Genomic DNA, 17938 nt, shown 5'->3' on the forward strand with positions numbered 1-17938 from the left:
GAAGGTTGCGAGCGCGGAAATGTTCGATCTTGGCTATCTCTGCTATCTTGTTAAGGGATGAGACGTTCATCGCATCTTGCCCGCCTGAGAATGTCAGCGTTTGTCATGGCCAGCGGCTTGAGAGCCTGACCTTGTGCTATGAGGTATTTCTGCTGTGCCTTGTAGGCTGGATATTCAAACTGGCAATGAGCAACACGAATTCCGTTTCGCTCCTGCAAGACGTGTGTCAGTTCGTGGACCAGAATGCTACGGTCGTATGCCGATTTCATGCTGAAGTCCTTGGGAAGGACAACCACGTTCTTCTTGGCATCGAAGTAAGCATAGATGGTGCGAATGCCGCCGTGTCCCGCTTTCATGATCAGCTTGCATTCCGCTGCCTTGATAGTGCGGCGCTGGAACTCTGCCATGACAACACAACCGTCAACACCCTGTCTTAGCTTTGGAAGCTCAGCAGTGTTGGGCAGACCGCTCATTGTCGATGCGATCCCAAGAAACACTTTCAGGGTCAGTTCCGTTATCATTGAAGGGCTATACCATATTTCTTATTTCATATATATAGAAATAATGGCTATCCAATTCAAGAAGGCTGAAGAGCCTAAACCGAAGAGACGAGCGGGCAAACCCAAACGAGGCCGTCCAGCGCTTGGCAAGGTGCGTATTTCAATCCTTATCGATGCCGATACATTGGAGAAGTTCAAGGCTGGTGGTCCTGGTTACCAGAACCGAATGAATGAAGCCCTGAGAAAAGCTATTCTTTAACGCGATGCCTGCGCTTTTGTGCTGTCGCCCGAACGTTGCGAGATGCTCTGAAATTGACCTGTCCTAGATCATCAATGCGAAACTGCATATTGTGAACCAAGCCGCAATCACAACACGCCATCTTGTAGCCTGGCAGTGGGTGAATCCAATCAGACCAGCCGTCGTCGCCCTCAGTTTCGGTGCGATAGCGGGTCATTAATTGGCCCACCCATCCCTAGCGGTCCACATAAGGGTTGATCCCGCGTGAAACCGTGGATTGTCAGGGTTGCTATTACAATCAGGGCAAGGCATGCCCGCCCCGCCACATTGGCAGCCCTTATCGACCTCCCAGCCAAGATTGTCATGGTTTTCGCAAACCCATCCAGAACTGGCGCAGCGATTGCATTCTAGCTGACTCATTCAGCACAGTCCTATGTCTTGAGCCTCAACCAATGTGGTAACAAGTGAAGCCGCGCTGGATAGCGCAGTCAGTCCCACAGGAAGAGAGGCTTAGGAGGATGAAGCAGGCGGCGATGAGTTTGATCACTTGCGCTTGCCTTTAGCCTTCTTTGGCTTGGGAGGAATTGGGGCTTGCTTCTTCTTGGGAGCGCCCTTGAATTTGATCATTGGTGCGCCCTCGTTGATAGAGTCTTGTTTACAGACCATCCATATGCATTGAGGCGTTGGGTTATTGTCGTTCTCTTCAATCCGAGACGTTCAGCCCAATCGGTGATGCTAAGGGTTTCACCATTGTGCGTGAGGAGTCTGCGTTTCTCTTTGCCTAGTTGTTTTGGCAATGCCCACGTGCAGTTCTCTTTGTTGTAGTCCTGCTTAGCATCGAGGCGATCTAGATGAGTGCCTTCCGGTCTTGGTCCCATGTCTTCATAGAAGTTGGCGAACCAACGCCAGCGATCACAAACCCTGATGCCTTTGGCTCCATAGTGAGGATAGCTATCATGCTTTTCATAATGGCAACGCTGGACCATTCCTCGCCACGTCGCATATTCTTGGTGATATCTTGCCTTCAAGGTCTCGACTCCTTCCGACCTCATGAAAAAGGCGGAGCCGAAGCCCCGCCCTACCAATGCGCAAGAGGTCGAGAATTGCGCTTAGGTTCCGTTTATTTCCAGCTCCAATATATGCAATGCCACGTAAACCGCAGTAGCAGCCAAGCCCACATGCAAAGACCGAGCAGCGCTACGAAGTCTCCACCGTCGTTGATCATTTAAATCACTCCACATAAGTGGCCAGCAGCGGCTTATTCCGCCTACACACTGCTGACCTACCCAGCGCTTCGCTTTATCAACGCGGTGCTAGGTATTGGTTTAAAGCCACTCCAGCTTTGCGAAGGTTGGATCATTCGTCATCCCAAGCACTTGTTCGAATGACAGTTCAGTGCGGGGATCTACGCCTTGAGATTGCAAATAACGGCACTCGACCGTGATCGCTTCAGTCTCTGATAAGTCCATGTCATTGATCCACTGAATGTGATGGCACAACTCGTGGACCAAAACTGCCCGGTCAAACATATTCCCATCATCCCAGTTCCGAAGCTTGATCCTGGTGCGCAATCCCCATTCTATCTGGCCAACGTATTCAGCTTCTGGGTCTATGGTTATGATGGGGAGATCAGGAATTGGCTTTTGAAGATGCGAGGCAGCGAACCCCAGCAAGGAGCGTGCTATAGCGTCCATGAGCTGCCTTGAAATGACAAAACCCCGCACGATGGCGGGGCTGTTTGGACGCACTGGCGTCTATTATCTGTTTATGACATGGACCGTTTTAATAGTCAAGAGACCTCTTAAGTTTCGTCATCCTGTTCCACCAACATTGTCCACAGGTTCACCGATCCTGCGGGCGAGCGCTCTAACACAGAGGCACTATCCAATAGCCACCGTCCAACATCGGGGGTGACGCGACCGACTGCGCGATAACCATTACGGCGTATTTGTTTCCCGTCGTTGTCCAAGACGAAGTGACGCCCATCCCGTTCCCCATCGTAAAAGCCTACGGCCCAAGCGTCACCGGGATCACCATCTGAGTATTTGGTGGCGAGAACATACTCCCCGATCTTTAAATCATCATGCCTGCCCGTCACGCTGCCCGCTCCATCTTATCCACGCCAAAGAATACCACGAGCCGATTCAAACCCGCAACCAATTGCGCCCGCATAGTCTCGCTGATGCCCAAGTCTTCATCCATAACACACACACGCTTGACGACAGAGGTTACAGAACGGCTTTGAACGACAACCTCGCCCAATGCCTGCTCTATAGCCATGACGCGGTTGGTGGCCTTTCTGGCTGCTTCGTAGCTCACCTCCCCGCCCATGCCCTTGACGCGGGTTATGTCCTGCGCCTTCGCGCTTGGATGGGGAATGCCAGTAAGCCCGTAGTATCGTCCGAAGTCCTCGGCAGTCCTGTTGCCCGCCTCAAGCTGCAGTTTGTTGATGTGGCCGGTCATGTACAGCCTGCCAAGCACACTGCCATATTCAGGACGCACGCATTCGGCCTCAGGGGCACCGTAGATGCGCGCGCGGGCCTGTACCGCTACCTTGCGTGTCTCTGCCTCTGTTTCCGTCTTGCGCTGGCTTCTGAGGGGGCGACCGTTAGGCTCCCGCTCTACATTCTCCAGACGAGGACGACCGCCCTTGTTCTTGCGTTTACGATTAGCGCGGCTCATGTCCTTTATCCTTCCGTGTGAGGGCTAGGCGCGGCTGGGAGAATCGAACACCCCTCACTGGATTGACGGTCCAGTTTAGCGCCAGCGCCGTTTCGTTATGCTGCTTGGGAACGATTCATCACGAACTCAAGTGTTCCATACCCTGAAATGTCTGTGATAGGTGGCAGCGGGGCGTTGTTCTCGGCTTGGGAGAGTTGGTGATAATGAGCCTTGGTTCGAGCGTTGTTGATGGCCAGACGACGTTTGGCGATGTCTGTCCATTCATTGTCCAGCCCCATGCGGATCATGTGTTGCCCCCTGGAAAACAAGCACGATGTGTGATCTTTGCCAAACACCCGCCCGATTGCTGGTAACGTGTAATCCCGTGAATACCAGACCATCCAGATAGCAGCCTGACGGGCGCGAACGACGTTCCTCGTTCGCGATTTGCCGAGCACATCTTCCAGCGTCAAATTGTAAATGCGTGCTACAGCCTCAATATCTGCTAGGAGGCGCTGCTTGGGCATATTGAGGCGGTTGGCGCGGTTAATGGCCTCAGCCTTCTTCTCTGCCAAGCTGCTGCGGATGGCTTTGAGCTTTGCCAAATGGGAGGGCTGCCGTTCCATCTCCTTCTCCTGCTGGCGACGAACGGCCTCTTGGTATCGCGGATTTGCTTCGGTATGATACCCGTACACTTTCTGGTACATGACTAACTCCTTGGTCCATTAAATCCTGTTGGTGCATCCGGAATGGCATCCAGTAGCTCCTTGGGATACTTGTTGCGGATTTCCGCAATGAGTTGCTCTTCAGTCTTGAAATCACTCTGGTGCCCCTCGCAAAAGCTCTGATAGAGTTCGTTGACGCGGACTATCTCTGCCTGTGTGTGCTGGACGGGGCGGAACTCTGCATCCCGCTCCTTCTCAAGCCTCGTGCGTTCAATGCGCGCCATCTCGTCCTTGATCGGCTTCATGGCCGCATCGCACCGCATCCGAAACTCTGGTGGCGATGGATGGAACGCATGCCCCAAGCCTCCCCTCAGTATGGCCATGGTGGCTTCTGCAAGCCCGTATGCCGTCACACCGTCCAAAGCGATCATGAACACTTCCTTGTCAGCCTCAGCCGTGTCGGTAAGACGGGAGGGTAATGATTTGAGCATTGCCAGGCTCTTGAGCATTTCCTGTCGTGTTGCGCGCTGTAAGCATTCTTTCGAAGGCAGTTGGGGCATTGGCGTTTCCCTGTTGTATTTCCTGCAAGGCGGACTCACCGACTGAGTGAGGGCGGGCCGTGCGCTGTTCTCGGGCCATCCATTCCAATTTGATCGCCATCCATCCGCGCAGGATCATTTCGTCAGCCGCGGCGTTTGGATCGTTGAAGCGGGCAAACTGCTTTGCGAGGAGCTTGGCGGCATAGGGTGTAAGCGCCTTGGCTTTGCCCATTGCCTTGCGATGCTCGTAAATGGCTTCTGCTCGCTCGCTGTCGAGAACAGCCGACAATTCGTCTATGACTTCGAACCGATGTGTCAGGCTCATGAGAAGACCCCCCCGAAAACGAGAAGTCCCATGGTGATGGCAAAATTTATTATGCCGTGGGCGAAGTTGTAGTCCACACGGGGCTTGCCATGCAGGCCGCAATACCCGATCAATGTCAGGGCTTCGAGGAAGAGCAATGTCCACTGCGGCCAAGCCCACAAGGCTGTGTTTATGACGATCATGCTGCCATTTCCTCTTCTGCCGGATGAAGGATGACAACGCATTCCTCATCCATGTTTTCGTTCCAGCAGACGGTTAGACGCCTGCAATAGCTGTCGTCTTTGACCACGCCATGGGCTACGAGAAGGTCACTCAAGGCCTTCACGAAATTGTCCAGATCACGAGCGCGCTTGTCCGGTGGATTGAGCGCTATAGCGATGGTGTAGGCTTCGAGGTTGATGCGGTGGCTGTCCTTGATGTAGAGTGATGCCAGATGCTCCCACGCCTTGTATTTGGGCGTCCTGTAGCGTCCGTGGCCCTTGCCTCCATTGGAGAACAGGTTGTTCGTGGACGGCGGGAACGGGAGCGCTAGGCGGATCATGCGGCCACCTTCAGAGCCAACTTGCCCTTGTCGGTGATAGCAAACCGGCATTTGCTCACCCAGATTGCAGGGAGGAGCGAGACAAGGCCATGAACAAGCAGCAAGTCTCGATCAGTCCCAGGCTTCAGCTGAATGCTGTGGTTGTTTGGGGTGAACATTCTCAGCATTGAGATTTGAGCAGCGTCCGGCGTGTAGTTCATCCCACCACCTGAAACATAAGAGCGATGATGGCTGCTCCAATGGTGCAGAGAATCAGCATGGTGGTGAACTTGATCATGTTACCTCTCAATCAATCGTTTTCCGCCAGCCTTCGGGAGTGTGTTCCCGCGCGGTTGTGACCCGGTACGTTCCCTTTTCGAAGATCAGAGGCTCGTGGGTATCGAAGGTTCGGAGGTGTTCGAGCGCAGTCGTGTCTGTGACAACGAGTAGGCAATCCATGATGCTGTCCGGCAGGCGGTGCATGGTGACGCAACCAGCATCCATGATGTGATGATGGCCGGTCTCACTATGCCCGACAATAACCTTATCGTTTACCGGCTCGACCGTAATGGCGTTGGCAGGGATAGCCTCATCTGTCCGAACGAAGCGAAGTTCGCCCTGTGCTGCGATTGTATGAAAAGTGCGCATGGTATTTTCCTTTATGTTCTGATTGTTGATTGGAAGGGGTGCAGATTTGCTTTTGCATTCACGTAGGCCGCATGTGCATCCTCAGGCGATGCAAAGAGGCCCAGATACAAATTCCGGCCGTCAATGGATATTTGAGACCGCCATCGGCGCTTTGTCGCCATGTAGGAAACACCGGCAAACCCGCTGGTGTTTGAAGATGGAATTTTACGATTGTGCTGATTTTCCGATGGCGTTGCCAAACGGAGATTTTCCCACCGATTATTGGCTCTATCACCATCAATATGGTCAACAAATTCAGGCGGCTCTAATCCTGTCATGTATACGAAGGCTAGCCGGTGGGCGCGATATATCTTGCGATCTAAACACACCACTCGATACCCCGTGGAGCTGATCCGTCCAGCAATCATACCGGCAGTAAAACGCTTGTTTGGTCTCCTGAGCCAAGTGAATTCCCCTGTTTCAGGATCGTAATTTATGACCGATTTTAGATAATCCTGGTCAATCTTCACGTCCGTATCTCCGGCTTGATGAATGACTGCTCATCCAAGCCCCAAAGCCATGCTTGAGCTTCAAGGGCTGTTTTCATGCTTGGTGGTACTGGCAGGGCGAAATCGCGGCGCGTGCCGCACTTGACTTGCAGGAACTGTTCGCCTCTGGCGTCCGGTAGATCGACACGGATCAGCGTTCCAATTTCTGGATCACCGTCAGTGTCGATTACTTTCGCGTCTAGTTTTTTGAGGATGTTAGCCCAACCGATTATCTCGCAGGCGGCACGGCGCAACTCAGCGTTCTCTTGGCCAAGTGCTATGGCGGGGGTGAGTGATTGCTTGTCCTCAATCCATTCAGATGGGACCTTGACACCGTGCCAATAGTGAAGAGCCCAGCCGTCACGCCATCTATGTGATGGTCCGGTTTCGCAATGAGGCCTGTTCTGGTCATCGACGCGTAAAACTTCCGGGAAATCAGAGACTATGCAGAATTCTTCGTGCATGACGCGGAACCCGCCATGAATAGCTGCCTGCTCCCAATGGGCGTAAGCGGCATGGCTTGTCAGTTCCAACCCAAGAATGTCCCGGCAGGAGGTGAGGTAACAATCATATCCAGCCCACATGTTGCCTCCCTGGTAGGCAACATACCAACGTTGTGAGCACGCGATGCCGAGATCGCCCGCTAGATTTCGGCAAGCGCTGGCTTCTCGGTTTTCTACAGCGTCGGTCGCAGCGCGGGTCGCAGCGTAGGTCGCAGCGTAGGTCGCAGCGCGGGTCGCAGCGTCGGTCGCAGCGTAGGTCGCAGCGTAGGTCGCAGCGTCGGTCGCAGCGTAGGTCGCAGCGTCGGTCGCAGCGCGGGTCGCAGCGTAGGTCGCAGCGTAGGTCGCAGCGTCGGTCGCAGCGTAGGTCGCAGCGTCGGTCGCAGCGCGGGTCGCAGCGTAGGTCGCAGCGTCGGTCGCAGCGTCGGTCGCAGCGCGGGTCGCAGCGCGGGTCGCAGCGTAGGTCGCAGCGTAGGTCGCAGCGTCGGTCGCAGCGCGGGTCGCAGCGTAGGTCGCAGCGTCGGTCGCAGCGCGGGTCGCAGCGTCGGTCGCAGCGCGGGTCGCAGCGCGGGTCGCAGCGTCGGTCGCAGCGTAGGTCGCAGCGTCGGTCGCAGCGTAGGTCGCAGCGTCGGTCGCAGCGCGGGTCGCAGCGCGGGTCGCAGCGTAGGTCGCAGCGTAGGTCGCAGCGTCGGTCGCAGCGCGGGTCGCAGCGTAGGTCGCAGCGCGGGTCGCAGCGTAGGTCGCAGCGTAGGTCGCAGCGTAGGTCGCAGCGTCGGTCGCAGCGTAGGTCGCAGCGCGGGTCGCAGCGTAGGTCGCAGCGTCGGTCGCAGCGCGGGTCGCAGCGTCGGTCGCAGCGTCGGTCTTTTTCCTTGCATACCAGATAGCCGACGAAGCCCCATATGCAAACGCCATAACCATTGGTGACGGCACGATGACAACGCGCGGCTCTTTCAGATTGGCAGCAGCATAAATCCCCTTGATTGCTGGAATGATCTTTTCAGGCTCGATAGGATCTGTACGCATGCCTCTGGCGATCCAGAGTTTGGTGTGCTCATCCATGCGGCGCTTTTCATCTGGCGTAATGCCGCCGTGGGCTTTAGAGGGTGTGCGAATTATTTTACTAGTCATTTGTCGTCTCCAAATAATTCCGGTACGAGCCACTCTGCCCAAGACGCGCCTTGGTTCCGTAGCCACACTGCTATGGAGTGCCGCACGCTAAAGGGCACCCATCGAAGCAATACGGGAGGTTTCCTCTTTGTATCTGGCATGTTCTTCCCTTGCTCTGAGGACTGCGCGCATCTCTTCGATTTCGCGGTAATCAATCCGTCTGGCTTCTTTGTTGAAGATCGAACGCACCCGACGACGGGTCCATTCCTTGCTACGCTCGCGCAACTTGCAGTAGGCACGCTCAAGCATGCCTTTGATCGGTTCGCGTACCCCGCGATAGCCAATCACTTCGTCAAGCAAGTGTGCGGCGATTTCGGTATCTGACATGACCGATCCTTCCGTTTTTTGCCTTGGATAAAAATTCCGAGAGTTTGCTGATGTTTCCGACATGTTGGGTGATCTCGCTCATATGGTTGATGACATGAGCGACGAGAAACCCAACGACACGGAGAACGAACTTAGAGAATGGTCTTTGGACCTGACAAATTATGGGGTTGTGGGAAACACGGATTGCCGTCCGCCTGCTACCAATTCGAATGAAACAACATGGGAGCATATTTCCTTTCCGGTGGGAGTTGTCCTGTTCCGCATCGGAAAAAACCTGAGCGAAACTACTGCCCCCAACCAGCTCAGGAGAAAGACTCCTCTCGGAACCAACCGGAACCGAGAGGAGCAAGTTACCAGCGGTCGTGTGGGCTCGGGAGGAGGAACCGCTGGCACGGGGGACTGAATAAGGGGCGACGAGTACTGACGCAGGTGTCACGGTCATCGGCATGAAAACCGCTGTAATGCTTTCCAGTACTCGTCTGGTACGGACGAAGAAAGCTTCTGCAAGATCGTGCGAATTCGCACTCCGTATGTTGGTCATTTGGTTTCTTCTCCTGTTTGGGAGAAAATGAGGGCAAAAAGTGTATCGAACGAACCCGGAAGGGGCCTGTCTGAAGTCATGCCGTACCCTAGCTTGACCAAGTCATTGCATAGAGTTCTGGCAGCCTTTTCCAGCGCGTCGCTCGCAGGCTGTACTTCACGGTTGGGAGAGGTCATGATTGCACCTCAGGCTCAATTCTTTTGATGAAGTGTGGACGTATGGACCGCGAACAAGATCAACCTGGAAGTCAGTATCAGCAGCTGCGAGCGCCGCTTGCGCTTCTTCCATCTGATGTTGGGCGTGGCGTCGTACTTGTGCCACCATTTCGGCATGGGACTTCTCGCCCCAATCCATCAGCCCCTTGAACTTCGAACCAGGAAGGCGAACGCGTGTCATCTTCTCGCTCATGCCCCTACCCTCACAACTGGAGAAACAAGCATGGCTTTGAACACCTCAATGCTCGTTGTCCGCTCCGGAGCAAACGCGCTCGCGTTAAACCACATCTCATCCGTGCCGAAGTGGTGCAGCTGCGGGGCGTTGATGATCTCTGATAGCTGCAAATATTGGCTTTGACGGAGCGTTTGGGTTGCTTTGACCGTGTACGTGTTTCCTGGAACGGGGAACTTTTCGTTTCCGTATCCACCAGTAAGGGGCTTGGTGCAGATGATGCGTTGACCAGCAGTGAAGCTCATTTGTCCAACTCCGCTATGAGAGCGTCAGTGAACTGGATTGCGAGGTTGGCGAGAATGTCGGGGCGAATGGCGTAGATCGATTGTTTGCCAGCATCGGATGAAGACACCAGCGAGAAGGCGAAACCTTCGGCAATACGGCTCCGGCGCAATCTTGCCGCTTCGGCGGCCTCTGAAGCACGGCGCGCTTCTAGCGCTGCCTGATGTTCGGGAGAAACAAGGTTTTGATATTGACTGCTGGAGTTCATTTGCGTCCCTTCCCTTTGGTCTTCTCGTTGCGCTCAAGCCAGCGGGCAGCGGCGTCATTGCCGCGATATTCCTGCTCATCCAGTACGGAGAGTTTGGGCTTTGGAGCTAGGTTTGCCTTGCGCCAATTGATCTGCTTGCTCATGCCCCGAACCCCCACACAGACGGAAGAGCTTCCTTACCGCGAGAGCGCAATTCATCGCTCAGTATCTTGTAGAACTTAGGGGGGATGCGGTTGTGAGTGCTGCGTGGCCATTCAAAAACAGCGGTGTAACCAACACCGACCATAGCGGCCACTGCATTGTAGCCGCCAAGCTCGTCAATAACTTCTTTTGGATTGGTGAGAATGTTGCTCATCCATTTCTTATACTCCAAGCAATTTGGATATACAAGCCATCCCTCCAAATTATTTGGATCATTTTTTATCACTTCGATTTGGATAGCGAAAAGTTTACTGAAGGGGCATTCTCCAAGCCCAATGGATGGAAAACGAAAAATAGCCTCCGGACCAAAGTTAGGGGATGAAATGAGTGTGTTGGCTATTGCTGCTAGACTGAAATTATTGCGCGAAGCGCTGGACTGGTCACAGACCGTCATGGCTCAAAGGATCGGGGTTCAGCTCTCAACCTGGAATAATTATGAGTTGGCTGTCTCTCCTATACCGTGGAGAACGGCCCTAAAATTATGCACCGTAACAGGTGCGTCTCTTGATTGGATCTACCGCAATGAGCGCGGACTCATGCCCGTCAATTTGATGGAAAAGATTGAAGAGCTGGGAGCGACCGGCTAGGCCCACTTGCTATTTCCGTGCCGATGACTCATAAAGAAACACCGCCGAGGGTGGATTCCTGCGGCGGTGTTGATGGGTTTTTAGGTAGTGTGCATAAATCTTTTACCAGACGGTAAAAAATAATGCAAGCCCCATCAGCGGTGGAAAAGCGCTAACTCTTGTGTCTGCTCGGATGTTCCCGACAAGATGTTGCGCCAGACTGCTAAAGATGGCGGTTTTTAATTTGGGTTTGCCCCGCCAGCGCCAACCACCTGGATCATCAAATTCATCGCGGTTGCCGAATCCCTGTCTGATTCGGAAACAAAAGTGTGGGCTCTGGTGCACCCCTTCCACCCCACGGCCTTGAAGTCGGGCAACCCCCGGAACGGTTGAAAGCGGACTTGTTCGTTAGCAGGATGACAACCTGCCCGAAAAGTTCGTAGCGGCGCCGAAAAAAGTCGCTGGCGACGGTATGGAGTTAACGTACCGGATTGCAAGGATAACGAGTACGCTGGGCTCTTGCCCTCCCTCTAGTCAGGGGCTTGACGGTTCCCATACCTTCAAGGCGGAAAGGGGAGAGATATTACACTTTTTCCCGAACTGACTGGTTTGCAGCGGCGATTGTCAAAGAACAGGTGCGCCCCCTGCTGACGAAGCTTATCAAATCTCGGGCATATTTCAGCACCTTGATTGCGTCTTCTTCATTTTCCGGTAGTTGAGTGGTGATTTGAAGGGCAAGTCGCCTTGCCCACACTTCCTTATTATTATTCCCGCCCATCATTTTTCGTTTTGCCCCAGATGATGCGCGCTACAGCCATCACCCCTACATCGAATTGTCTACTACAATGCATTAAGTCCGGAGTCCGGTCCATAAGGCTTGAACCGCGTCAAAACACGATTATCCAAATTATTTGGAAATAGTTATTGCAAGTCCAAATTTCTTGGAGTATGGTTTCTCCACATACCAGCCAACACGGCTCAGGAGAAGAAGATGACCGAGACCCTCAAAGATACATCCGGCCTCACGATGGCAGTGACCACGAAGGGCTGGGAATATTCGGATACTCATTTCGAGGCGACCTTGCTCAAGGGCAAGCTGAAGGGCCGCACGATGCTCTTCCTCAAGAGCCGTCCTTACACAGTTGTCAGTGTGGCAGCATGAACGCTCCCTCTCACACCCCTACTCCTTGGCACCTAGCCTCGGCATCAAACAAGTTCATCGCTGACGCCGAAGGCATCATCGTAGCTCGTGCTTCAGTGCACGCGATTACGTCTCACGATTATGCAGCGGACAACGCCAAACACATCGTCAAGTGCGTCAATGCCCACGACGATCTTCTCAACGCCCTGATCGATTGCGCCGATTATTTCGACGGATGTTCAGACGCTGATTTCGATGGCGACACCTTCGTGGCCAACAAGGAAATGCGCCTCAAGATGATGATCGATGAACTCCTTACCAAGATCGGCGGTGCGAAATGAACACCGCCATGACCCTCACCGACTTCCTTCTACAGCTCTCTCTCGCAGCCAACCTTATCGTGTTTGCTCGGAAGATGGGAAAGGGGTGCAAGCTATGAGCGCCGCAAAGATTGACCGCATCCTCGACCGCACGATCTACAGCGTCGTTTGGGTTCACCGCGTCACTGGCGACATATGCCTCGACGGTGACCGCAAGTTTATCGACATGTCCCGCTCCTTGGCTATCGAAGCCTGCCAATGCGGGAATGTCCTCCGCGTCTACGAAATAAACCTGATCGAAGAGACAGTGCGCAACGTCACAGACGAATTGATGTTGGCCGCTGGAATGATCGAGGAAGCAGCATGACCAGCTTCATCACCCACTCCGACAACTGGCACTGGCAGCCTCCAATACCGCCTAGCTACTACCGTGGCTGGTACATCGAGAACGATGACGGCGAGCCAATCATTGGACCATTCAAGACAGAAACCGAAGCCCAAGAAGAGCTTCAAGCGCAGGGAGAAGCAGCATGAGCATTCTCGCAATCCTGATCCCCGCCACGCCGTTTTTTATCGCGCTGTGGATAGCGCACACCGAAGTGGCTGTTGAAGCTGCGCGTCAGGAGATTGACCGATGACCGCCAAAATCATCAGCATCCGAGCAAGCAAGGCCGCATTGGCAGAACGGAATGCACTGCTGGAACAGGCCAAGGTGATCGGAGACTTGTTCTCGCAGCCGCTTTTGGGAAATCGACGCACTGATTTGCGGATGGATTACCTGCTTTGCCACGCACAGCTAGCCGAAGGAGTGCGGACATGAGTGCCGAGATATCTGCTAAAGTAGGTAACGTATGGTTGAAGTTGGAAAACGGCTTTACCGTCTCTCTCCAGATGGGCCGAGCCTATTACGGATCGAATTACGATTATACCGACGACCCGTCAAAGCTGCCTCCTGCCAATACGGTCGAGGTCGGGATTCTTGATAAAAACGGGTCTCTGGTCACCATAGGGGAAGACAGTGTTTTAGCCTACGTCCCCGTGATGCAGGCAATAGACCTGATACTTCTGGTCAAGCTGTTTCCAGCAGACGTTACTTCCAAACAAATCGAAGCAATCGTTAAGTCTGCCCGACTAATTCATGAGGACGCGCGATGAACAGTCAAGCACAAGCATGGTTTTCGCTCTCGCAGACACAGCGCCGCCTTGCCCATGAGTATCACCGCTTTGCCCTCGAAGACGAGAAGAACGGCAACCTGGAGCGCTACAAGCTCAACCGTGACCGATCAGACCGTCTCTGGCGATCAGCCAAGTGGAGCTTCCAGCGGCTCAAAGTCTGGCGCTTTGTCGATGAGACGGCAGAGCAAGAGCATAGGCGGGCAGCGTGATGAGCCAGAAAATAAACACAGCCGATTGGCGCTTGGCAGTTGAGTGGCCAGCCCGACAGAGTGGGTATGTTGTGTGTGCATTTTTCAATGCGCCACCGCCGGACCAGCAAAGAATGACCTGCATTGATGAGGCAGCGGCCTACATTGTCACGCAAATGGATTTCCCAGACGAGCAGAACCGTGATCTTGCGGAGCATTTGTTAAGGGCGGGGCAGAACCACGACGAAGCCCTAGACCTTCTCTCTGCAGTTACTCAGTCAGATGGGAAAGTAAGCGATTTGCTCTTCAATCAAATACTCGCGTTTCTGCGAAAGGTTGGTGCCGAATGAACGAGCGTTTTGTTTTCATCGATGCCGAAGCAGTCAAGGCTCAGATCGCGGACTTGCTAATTTCGTTTCCAGAACTTTCAACCGACGAAACGTTGCGGCTGGACACGCTGGAGGGCGAGACGGATCTGTTCAAGGTCATCACCAAGGCGCTCAACGAACGCTTTGAGGCTGACAGCATGGCAGAAGCTATCAAGGCCCGTACAAGCGACCTCTACGCCCGTCAGAAGCGATTTGAGCGCAAAGCGGACGCAATGAAGAAGCTGATCAAGGCGCTCATGGATGTTGCCGATCAGGACAAGATAACGCTGCCGGAAGCAACGCTATCCGTCACGGCACCGCGCACCACAGTCAATGTGATCGACGCCGATCAACTCCCGCAGGGGTATTTCAGGATCGAGCGGATCGCAGACAAGAAGGCCATTGGCGAAGCGCTGAAGGCTGGCAACGAAATTCCAGGGGCGGAACTCGCTCTTGGTGAACCTTCACTAACGATCAGGCCAAAGTGATGAACAAGGGGCAAACTTGTAAAGTTGAAACTTGCGGCAGACAGGCTAGTTGCAAGGGATTTTGTGACCCTCATTACAGACGGTTCAAGAGGCATGGTGACCCTTTGCAAGGTCGAGTTAATAAAGGTTTCCGGCTCCAGTGGCTGAGTGAGCAAATTAACTTTTCTTCTGATGAATGTCTTTTGCCTCCATTCCAGTCTGATGGGAAACGGCATTATTGGCAGTTCAGTTTGAACGGAAAATTCTATGGGGCACATCGTTGGATGTGCCAAGCAACGAATGGTGAGCCGCCCACAGAAAAGCATCACGCAGCCCATTCCTGCGGCAATGGACATTTGGGTTGCGTGAACCCAAAGCATTTGAATTGGGCGACACCCAAAGAAAATGCTGCGGATATGATCGTACACGGCACAACGCTCGTGGGTGAAAACGCCAACTCATCAAAATTGACAGAATTTCAGGTCGCATTGATCTGGAAAATGCGCGGAGAAATCAGCGCAGGGAAGATAGCCAACCAGTTTGGCGTCTCCAAAAAAGCAGTCCTTTGCATCCATCATAGGGAAACGTGGAAGCACGTAACCCAAGGGATGTGAAGACCAAAATAAGCCCGGACCGCTGGTCCTCACTCAAAGGAAACTGAAATGGACGTTAATAACCTCTTCCCCTCAAAATACCTCAAAGCTGCTGACCTTCAGGGCGCACAGCCGACAGTCACCATTGCCAACGTCACCATGGAAGATATCGGTGATGACGGTGAAAAGCCGGTCATTCATTTCGACGGCAAGGAAAAGGGTGTTGTTCTGAACAAGACCAATGCCACGAATATCTCATCTGCATACGGCGGCAACACCGATGGATGGCGCGGCAAGAAGGTTGTCCTGTTCACCACATGGGTAGACTTTCAGGGCAAATCTGTCGAGGCCATCCGCATTCGGCCCGCCCCTGCATATGCTTCTGGATTGCCTGATCGTGAAGACCCTGCACCGGATACTGGCCATGGCGGCGCGGGTGTAGCCAAGCGGCCTATCGATGACGATTTGGACGAAATTACATTCTGATATCGCAACCAGAAAAGGGAGGGCAGTAATGTCCTCCCGGAAAGGTTCCTCTCATGGCCAAAGAACAAGCTCCGGTCTATCTCGTCCGCAAAGGAAACGCATTGTTTCCGCAGTTGCAGATGGACCTTGAACGCCTTCAGGCCATTCCTCAAGGCCATAGCGTCAGGGTTGAGTTAAAGCAGCCTCGGAACAACGAACGGCTGCGCCTCTACTGGCGAATGCTTTCCTACGTCAGGGAGGCCACAGACTGCGCCCCTACGAGCGAATACCTGCATTCGGCTATCAAGCTAGAGCTTGGGTTCGGAACGCCTGTACGCCTTCGTAATGGCATGACGGTGCTTGTTCCTTCGTCCGTAGCTTTTGACAAGATGGATGAGCCTGAGTTCCACATATTTTTCAACAAGGCGGTTGAGTTTCTGACGGCCACTTATGGCTTCGATGTACTCGGCTTCTACAACCAGGAGCGCGCAGCATGATCGCCCTTCTCAAGCGCTGGTTCCACCATTCAAAAGCCCCCTCTTACCTATCCAAATCAAGGATACAGAAGAACAGGCAATGGTCTCGGGAACTCGGTTACGACTCGGGTGACTGGTGATGCGCTACGTAGACGAGTGGATCGGTAAATCCGACGACAGCGTACCTACAGCCGCGTGCAAGAGACGCATCCTTGATCGGCAAGACCGCAAGTGCGCTACCACTGGCAAGACCTTCGTAGACGGCGACAAGATCGAATACGACCACGTTGTCCCGTTGTGGCTGGGCGGTGCCAATCGCGAAGATAACCTTCAGGCAATCCTGTTTGCTGCTCATCAGCGCAAGACGGCTGTGGAAGCAACGGTTCGCTCGAAAATCAATTCTCAGATCAACAAGTCTTTTGGCCTCAAGAAGTCCTCTAATCCAATGCCAGGATCGAAGGCGAGCGGCTGGAAGAAGAAAATGAATGGCGAGGTTGTGCCGCGATGAAACCTATTGACCTGACGGGCCAGAGATTTGGCAGACTGGTAGCAACATCATCTATCTCCATACGCGAAGCGGCTTCTGGGCGGTGTCGCACACACTGGTTAGTTGTGTGTGATTGTGGCACCGAGAAAACAGTCCAAATGGATATGTTAATATCAGGCAACACTAAATCATGCGGTTGTCTACAGAAGCAGTTGGCGGCAAAACGTCGGTTTCAGCATGGCCAAAGCCAGTCTGGTCTGTACAAAATATGGTCAAAAATGAAACGGCGGTGCGAAGTACCCACCAACAATGGCTACCACAATTATGGTGGCAGGGGCATCAAAGTCTGTGATGCTTGGCAGTCTTTCGAACAGTTCGCGGCTGATGTTGGACCTAGACCAAGCGAAGACTACAGCCTGGATCGAATAGATAACGACAAAGGCTATTCCCCTGAGAATGTCAGATGGGCAACTGCCAAGACACAAGGGCGAAATCGACGTGGGCTTTTAGAGGTCTGTGTTGACGGCCAAAAGATGTGTTTAGCCGAGGCCATTGAGAAATATAACATGCCTTATCAGGCGGTTTACGCCCGCATGTTCAAGCATGGTTGGACGTTAGATGAGGCGCTAACAGTCCCGGTATCAATTGGCCAGAAGTACCAACATCAGAAGCACCTCGGCATCCGCAAAGCACCATCATTTCAAAAGCCCAAGGGAGTCCGGTTTGATTGGGCACAGGGCAGATACGTCAAGGAGACGGAAGCATGAGCAATCCAATAACGCTGGCCGCACAAGCTGTCCTTGATGATTGGGATAGCCGGATGGTTGAAGGGCCAGAGAAACTAAAACACTACGACGGAAACCCCTATTGGTCGCCCGCATCGGCAATGATTGCCTCCGAGAAAATCAACGCGCTCCGAGTATCCCTTGCTCAAACAGCACCCGCTGAGGTGGTGGGGGAGGCGAGCACTGGTAAATTCTGGTATGCGGTTCACTCGGTAACCGGCATTCACATCGGATTGTGGGACAATGCTCATTGGGCTCATGCTGTGCTGGCTGAATATCCGGATGGCACCGTCACAGTCCTGCGCGAATATTCCCCCACCCAAGCAGAGGCGAAAGAGGACAGCCAGCCTAGATATACGACCGCTCGAATGAAGCAGGAGAAAGCTGCATCGAGGCGTCTAGCGATAGTCGAGTGCATGGACGCTCTTCAATCTGCTGCGGGAAAACTCGGCTTCCTATCCGTTGAAGAGGTGGCAATAGCCCTCCGCGCTCTTCTCACGGAAGGGGAAGCACGATGAGCCTCGAAGAACTGAACAAGGAGTGCGACCGCCTTCGCCAACTTATGCACGAAGCACCGCTCAACACCCTTCGCACCGATGCTAATGGCCAC

At 53.6% G+C, this 17938-nt stretch carries 34 protein-coding genes; 17 read left to right on the forward strand and 17 right to left on the reverse strand.

All coding sequences use genetic code 11. The features are described 5' to 3' along the window. Nucleotides 1-50: 50 nt before the first annotated feature. Entirely contained in the window at nt 51-407 is a 357-nt protein-coding gene (locus tag ACSQ3H_RS17390) for a DUF6647 family protein (protein ID WP_436118184.1), read from the reverse strand. Between ACSQ3H_RS17390 and ACSQ3H_RS17395 the strand changes: the two genes are divergently transcribed. Next, the gene (locus ACSQ3H_RS17395) at nt 406-759 is read left to right on the forward strand and encodes a BrnA antitoxin family protein (protein ID WP_436118185.1); all 354 of its coding nucleotides are present in this window, start codon (nt 406-408) and stop codon (nt 757-759) included. The two genes, ACSQ3H_RS17390 and ACSQ3H_RS17395, sit on opposite strands and share 2 nt — an antisense overlap. A 1304-nt stretch (nt 760-2063) precedes the next feature. Here ACSQ3H_RS17395 and ACSQ3H_RS17400 read toward each other — a convergent pair. The 16 genes from ACSQ3H_RS17400 to ACSQ3H_RS17475 all read right to left on the reverse strand — a co-directional run bounded on the left by ACSQ3H_RS17400 (nt 2064) and on the right by ACSQ3H_RS17475 (nt 10450). Next, nucleotides 2064-2432, reverse strand: coding sequence for a hypothetical protein (locus ACSQ3H_RS17400; RefSeq protein ID WP_436118186.1), 369 nt, complete (start codon nt 2430-2432; stop codon nt 2064-2066). A 400-nt stretch (nt 2433-2832) separates the two neighbouring features. After that, the gene (locus ACSQ3H_RS17405; RefSeq protein WP_436118187.1) at nt 2833-3420 is read right to left on the reverse strand and encodes a hypothetical protein; all 588 of its coding nucleotides are present in this window, start codon (nt 3418-3420) and stop codon (nt 2833-2835) included. A 95-nt stretch (nt 3421-3515) separates the two neighbouring features. Next, on the reverse strand, nt 3516-4106 hold the full coding sequence (locus ACSQ3H_RS17410; protein ID WP_436118188.1) for a helix-turn-helix domain-containing protein: 591 nt from the start codon (nt 4104-4106) through the stop codon (nt 3516-3518). A 2-nt stretch (nt 4107-4108) separates the two neighbouring features. Beyond that, nucleotides 4109-4555 carry a hypothetical protein gene (locus tag ACSQ3H_RS17415; RefSeq protein ID WP_436118189.1) on the reverse strand — a complete coding sequence of 149 codons (447 nt, stop codon included), beginning with the start codon at nt 4553-4555 and terminating at the stop codon, nt 4109-4111. Further along, nucleotides 4515-4928 (reverse strand): hypothetical protein, encoded by a 414-nt coding sequence (locus ACSQ3H_RS17420; RefSeq protein ID WP_436118190.1) that lies wholly within the window; start codon nt 4926-4928, stop codon nt 4515-4517. The genes ACSQ3H_RS17415 and ACSQ3H_RS17420 overlap by 41 nt, the downstream gene beginning before the upstream one ends. Further along, the gene (locus ACSQ3H_RS17425) at nt 4925-5110 is read right to left on the reverse strand and encodes a hypothetical protein (protein ID WP_436118191.1); all 186 of its coding nucleotides are present in this window, start codon (nt 5108-5110) and stop codon (nt 4925-4927) included. The genes ACSQ3H_RS17420 and ACSQ3H_RS17425 overlap by 4 nt, the downstream gene beginning before the upstream one ends. Further along, nucleotides 5107-5469: a RusA family crossover junction endodeoxyribonuclease gene (locus ACSQ3H_RS17430; protein ID WP_436118192.1), complete on the reverse strand. Its 363-nt coding sequence runs from the start codon at nt 5467-5469 to the stop codon at nt 5107-5109. Before ACSQ3H_RS17430 ends, ACSQ3H_RS17425 begins: the two co-directional genes overlap by 4 nt. Before the next feature lie 285 nt (nt 5470-5754). Beyond that, nucleotides 5755-6096, reverse strand: a complete 342-nt coding sequence (locus ACSQ3H_RS17435) for a hypothetical protein (protein ID WP_436118193.1) — start codon at nt 6094-6096, stop codon at nt 5755-5757. Between the two features lie 11 nt (nt 6097-6107). After that, a complete protein-coding gene (locus ACSQ3H_RS17440; protein WP_436118194.1) occupies nt 6108-6605 on the reverse strand; it encodes an HNH endonuclease in 498 nt (165 codons plus the stop codon). Continuing rightward, nucleotides 6602-8251, reverse strand: a complete 1650-nt coding sequence (locus ACSQ3H_RS17445; protein WP_436118195.1) for a DUF6745 domain-containing protein — start codon at nt 8249-8251, stop codon at nt 6602-6604. The genes ACSQ3H_RS17440 and ACSQ3H_RS17445 overlap by 4 nt, the downstream gene beginning before the upstream one ends. An 87-nt stretch (nt 8252-8338) precedes the next feature. Then, on the reverse strand, nt 8339-8617 hold the full coding sequence (locus ACSQ3H_RS17450) for a hypothetical protein (RefSeq protein ID WP_436118196.1): 279 nt from the start codon (nt 8615-8617) through the stop codon (nt 8339-8341). Nucleotides 8618-9314: 697 nt separating this feature from the next. Then, a complete protein-coding gene (locus ACSQ3H_RS17455) occupies nt 9315-9566 on the reverse strand; it encodes a hypothetical protein (protein ID WP_436118197.1) in 252 nt (83 codons plus the stop codon). Beyond that, nucleotides 9563-9850 (reverse strand): hypothetical protein, encoded by a 288-nt coding sequence (locus ACSQ3H_RS17460; RefSeq protein WP_436118198.1) that lies wholly within the window; start codon nt 9848-9850, stop codon nt 9563-9565. The genes ACSQ3H_RS17455 and ACSQ3H_RS17460 overlap by 4 nt, the downstream gene beginning before the upstream one ends. After that, nucleotides 9847-10095, reverse strand: a complete 249-nt coding sequence (locus ACSQ3H_RS17465) for a hypothetical protein (protein WP_436118199.1) — start codon at nt 10093-10095, stop codon at nt 9847-9849. Before ACSQ3H_RS17465 ends, ACSQ3H_RS17460 begins: the two co-directional genes overlap by 4 nt. Next, entirely contained in the window at nt 10092-10238 is a 147-nt protein-coding gene (locus ACSQ3H_RS17470; protein ID WP_436118200.1) for a hypothetical protein, read from the reverse strand. The genes ACSQ3H_RS17465 and ACSQ3H_RS17470 overlap by 4 nt, the downstream gene beginning before the upstream one ends. Continuing rightward, nucleotides 10235-10450: a hypothetical protein gene (locus ACSQ3H_RS17475; protein WP_436118201.1), complete on the reverse strand. Its 216-nt coding sequence runs from the start codon at nt 10448-10450 to the stop codon at nt 10235-10237. Before ACSQ3H_RS17475 ends, ACSQ3H_RS17470 begins: the two co-directional genes overlap by 4 nt. Between ACSQ3H_RS17475 and ACSQ3H_RS17480 the strand changes: the two genes are divergently transcribed. The 16 genes from ACSQ3H_RS17480 (at nt 10440) to ACSQ3H_RS17555 (ending at nt 17846) form a co-directional block, all read left to right on the forward strand. Next, a complete protein-coding gene (locus ACSQ3H_RS17480; RefSeq protein WP_436118202.1) occupies nt 10440-10883 on the forward strand; it encodes a helix-turn-helix domain-containing protein in 444 nt (147 codons plus the stop codon). The two genes, ACSQ3H_RS17475 and ACSQ3H_RS17480, sit on opposite strands and share 11 nt — an antisense overlap. A gap of 970 nt (nt 10884-11853) precedes the next feature. Further along, nucleotides 11854-12024 (forward strand): hypothetical protein, encoded by a 171-nt coding sequence (locus tag ACSQ3H_RS17485; RefSeq protein ID WP_436118203.1) that lies wholly within the window; start codon nt 11854-11856, stop codon nt 12022-12024. Then, a complete protein-coding gene (locus ACSQ3H_RS17490) occupies nt 12021-12344 on the forward strand; it encodes a hypothetical protein (RefSeq protein WP_436118204.1) in 324 nt (107 codons plus the stop codon). The genes ACSQ3H_RS17485 and ACSQ3H_RS17490 overlap by 4 nt, the downstream gene beginning before the upstream one ends. 94 nt (nt 12345-12438) lie before the next feature. After that, the gene (locus ACSQ3H_RS17495; RefSeq protein ID WP_436118205.1) at nt 12439-12690 is read left to right on the forward strand and encodes a hypothetical protein; all 252 of its coding nucleotides are present in this window, start codon (nt 12439-12441) and stop codon (nt 12688-12690) included. Then, on the forward strand, nt 12687-12857 hold the full coding sequence (locus ACSQ3H_RS17500) for a hypothetical protein (RefSeq protein WP_436118206.1): 171 nt from the start codon (nt 12687-12689) through the stop codon (nt 12855-12857). Before ACSQ3H_RS17495 ends, ACSQ3H_RS17500 begins: the two co-directional genes overlap by 4 nt. A gap of 100 nt (nt 12858-12957) precedes the next feature. Further along, nucleotides 12958-13143: a hypothetical protein gene (locus ACSQ3H_RS17505; RefSeq protein ID WP_436118207.1), complete on the forward strand. Its 186-nt coding sequence runs from the start codon at nt 12958-12960 to the stop codon at nt 13141-13143. Beyond that, nucleotides 13140-13478, forward strand: coding sequence for a hypothetical protein (locus tag ACSQ3H_RS17510; RefSeq protein WP_436118208.1), 339 nt, complete (start codon nt 13140-13142; stop codon nt 13476-13478). The genes ACSQ3H_RS17505 and ACSQ3H_RS17510 overlap by 4 nt, the downstream gene beginning before the upstream one ends. After that, a complete protein-coding gene (locus tag ACSQ3H_RS17515) occupies nt 13475-13708 on the forward strand; it encodes a hypothetical protein (RefSeq protein WP_436118209.1) in 234 nt (77 codons plus the stop codon). Before ACSQ3H_RS17510 ends, ACSQ3H_RS17515 begins: the two co-directional genes overlap by 4 nt. Then, entirely contained in the window at nt 13708-14037 is a 330-nt protein-coding gene (locus ACSQ3H_RS17520) for a hypothetical protein (RefSeq protein ID WP_436118210.1), read from the forward strand. Before ACSQ3H_RS17515 ends, ACSQ3H_RS17520 begins: the two co-directional genes overlap by 1 nt. Next, complete coding sequence (locus tag ACSQ3H_RS17525) at nt 14034-14543, forward strand: siphovirus Gp157 family protein (protein WP_436118211.1); 510 nt, start codon at nt 14034-14036, stop codon at nt 14541-14543. The genes ACSQ3H_RS17520 and ACSQ3H_RS17525 overlap by 4 nt, the downstream gene beginning before the upstream one ends. After that, a complete protein-coding gene (locus ACSQ3H_RS17530) occupies nt 14543-15136 on the forward strand; it encodes an HNH endonuclease (protein WP_436118212.1) in 594 nt (197 codons plus the stop codon). The genes ACSQ3H_RS17525 and ACSQ3H_RS17530 overlap by 1 nt, the downstream gene beginning before the upstream one ends. Nucleotides 15137-15184: 48 nt before the next feature. Further along, nucleotides 15185-15601 carry a hypothetical protein gene (locus tag ACSQ3H_RS17535; RefSeq protein WP_436118213.1) on the forward strand — a complete coding sequence of 139 codons (417 nt, stop codon included), beginning with the start codon at nt 15185-15187 and terminating at the stop codon, nt 15599-15601. Between the two features lie 53 nt (nt 15602-15654). Continuing rightward, complete coding sequence (locus tag ACSQ3H_RS17540; RefSeq protein ID WP_436118214.1) at nt 15655-16077, forward strand: hypothetical protein; 423 nt, start codon at nt 15655-15657, stop codon at nt 16075-16077. 118 nt (nt 16078-16195) lie between these two features. After that, nucleotides 16196-16564 (forward strand): HNH endonuclease, encoded by a 369-nt coding sequence (locus tag ACSQ3H_RS17545; protein WP_436118215.1) that lies wholly within the window; start codon nt 16196-16198, stop codon nt 16562-16564. 137 nt (nt 16565-16701) lie between these two features. Beyond that, nucleotides 16702-17310, forward strand: a complete 609-nt coding sequence (locus ACSQ3H_RS17550; protein WP_436118216.1) for a hypothetical protein — start codon at nt 16702-16704, stop codon at nt 17308-17310. Next, nucleotides 17307-17846, forward strand: a complete 540-nt coding sequence (locus tag ACSQ3H_RS17555; protein ID WP_436118217.1) for a hypothetical protein — start codon at nt 17307-17309, stop codon at nt 17844-17846. Before ACSQ3H_RS17550 ends, ACSQ3H_RS17555 begins: the two co-directional genes overlap by 4 nt. The last annotated feature ends 92 nt before the right edge of the window (nt 17847-17938 follow it).

The sequence above is a fragment of the Phyllobacterium sp. LjRoot231 genome (genome assembly GCF_964253365.1).
In the GTDB taxonomy this organism is placed as follows: domain Bacteria; phylum Pseudomonadota; class Alphaproteobacteria; order Rhizobiales; family Rhizobiaceae; genus Phyllobacterium.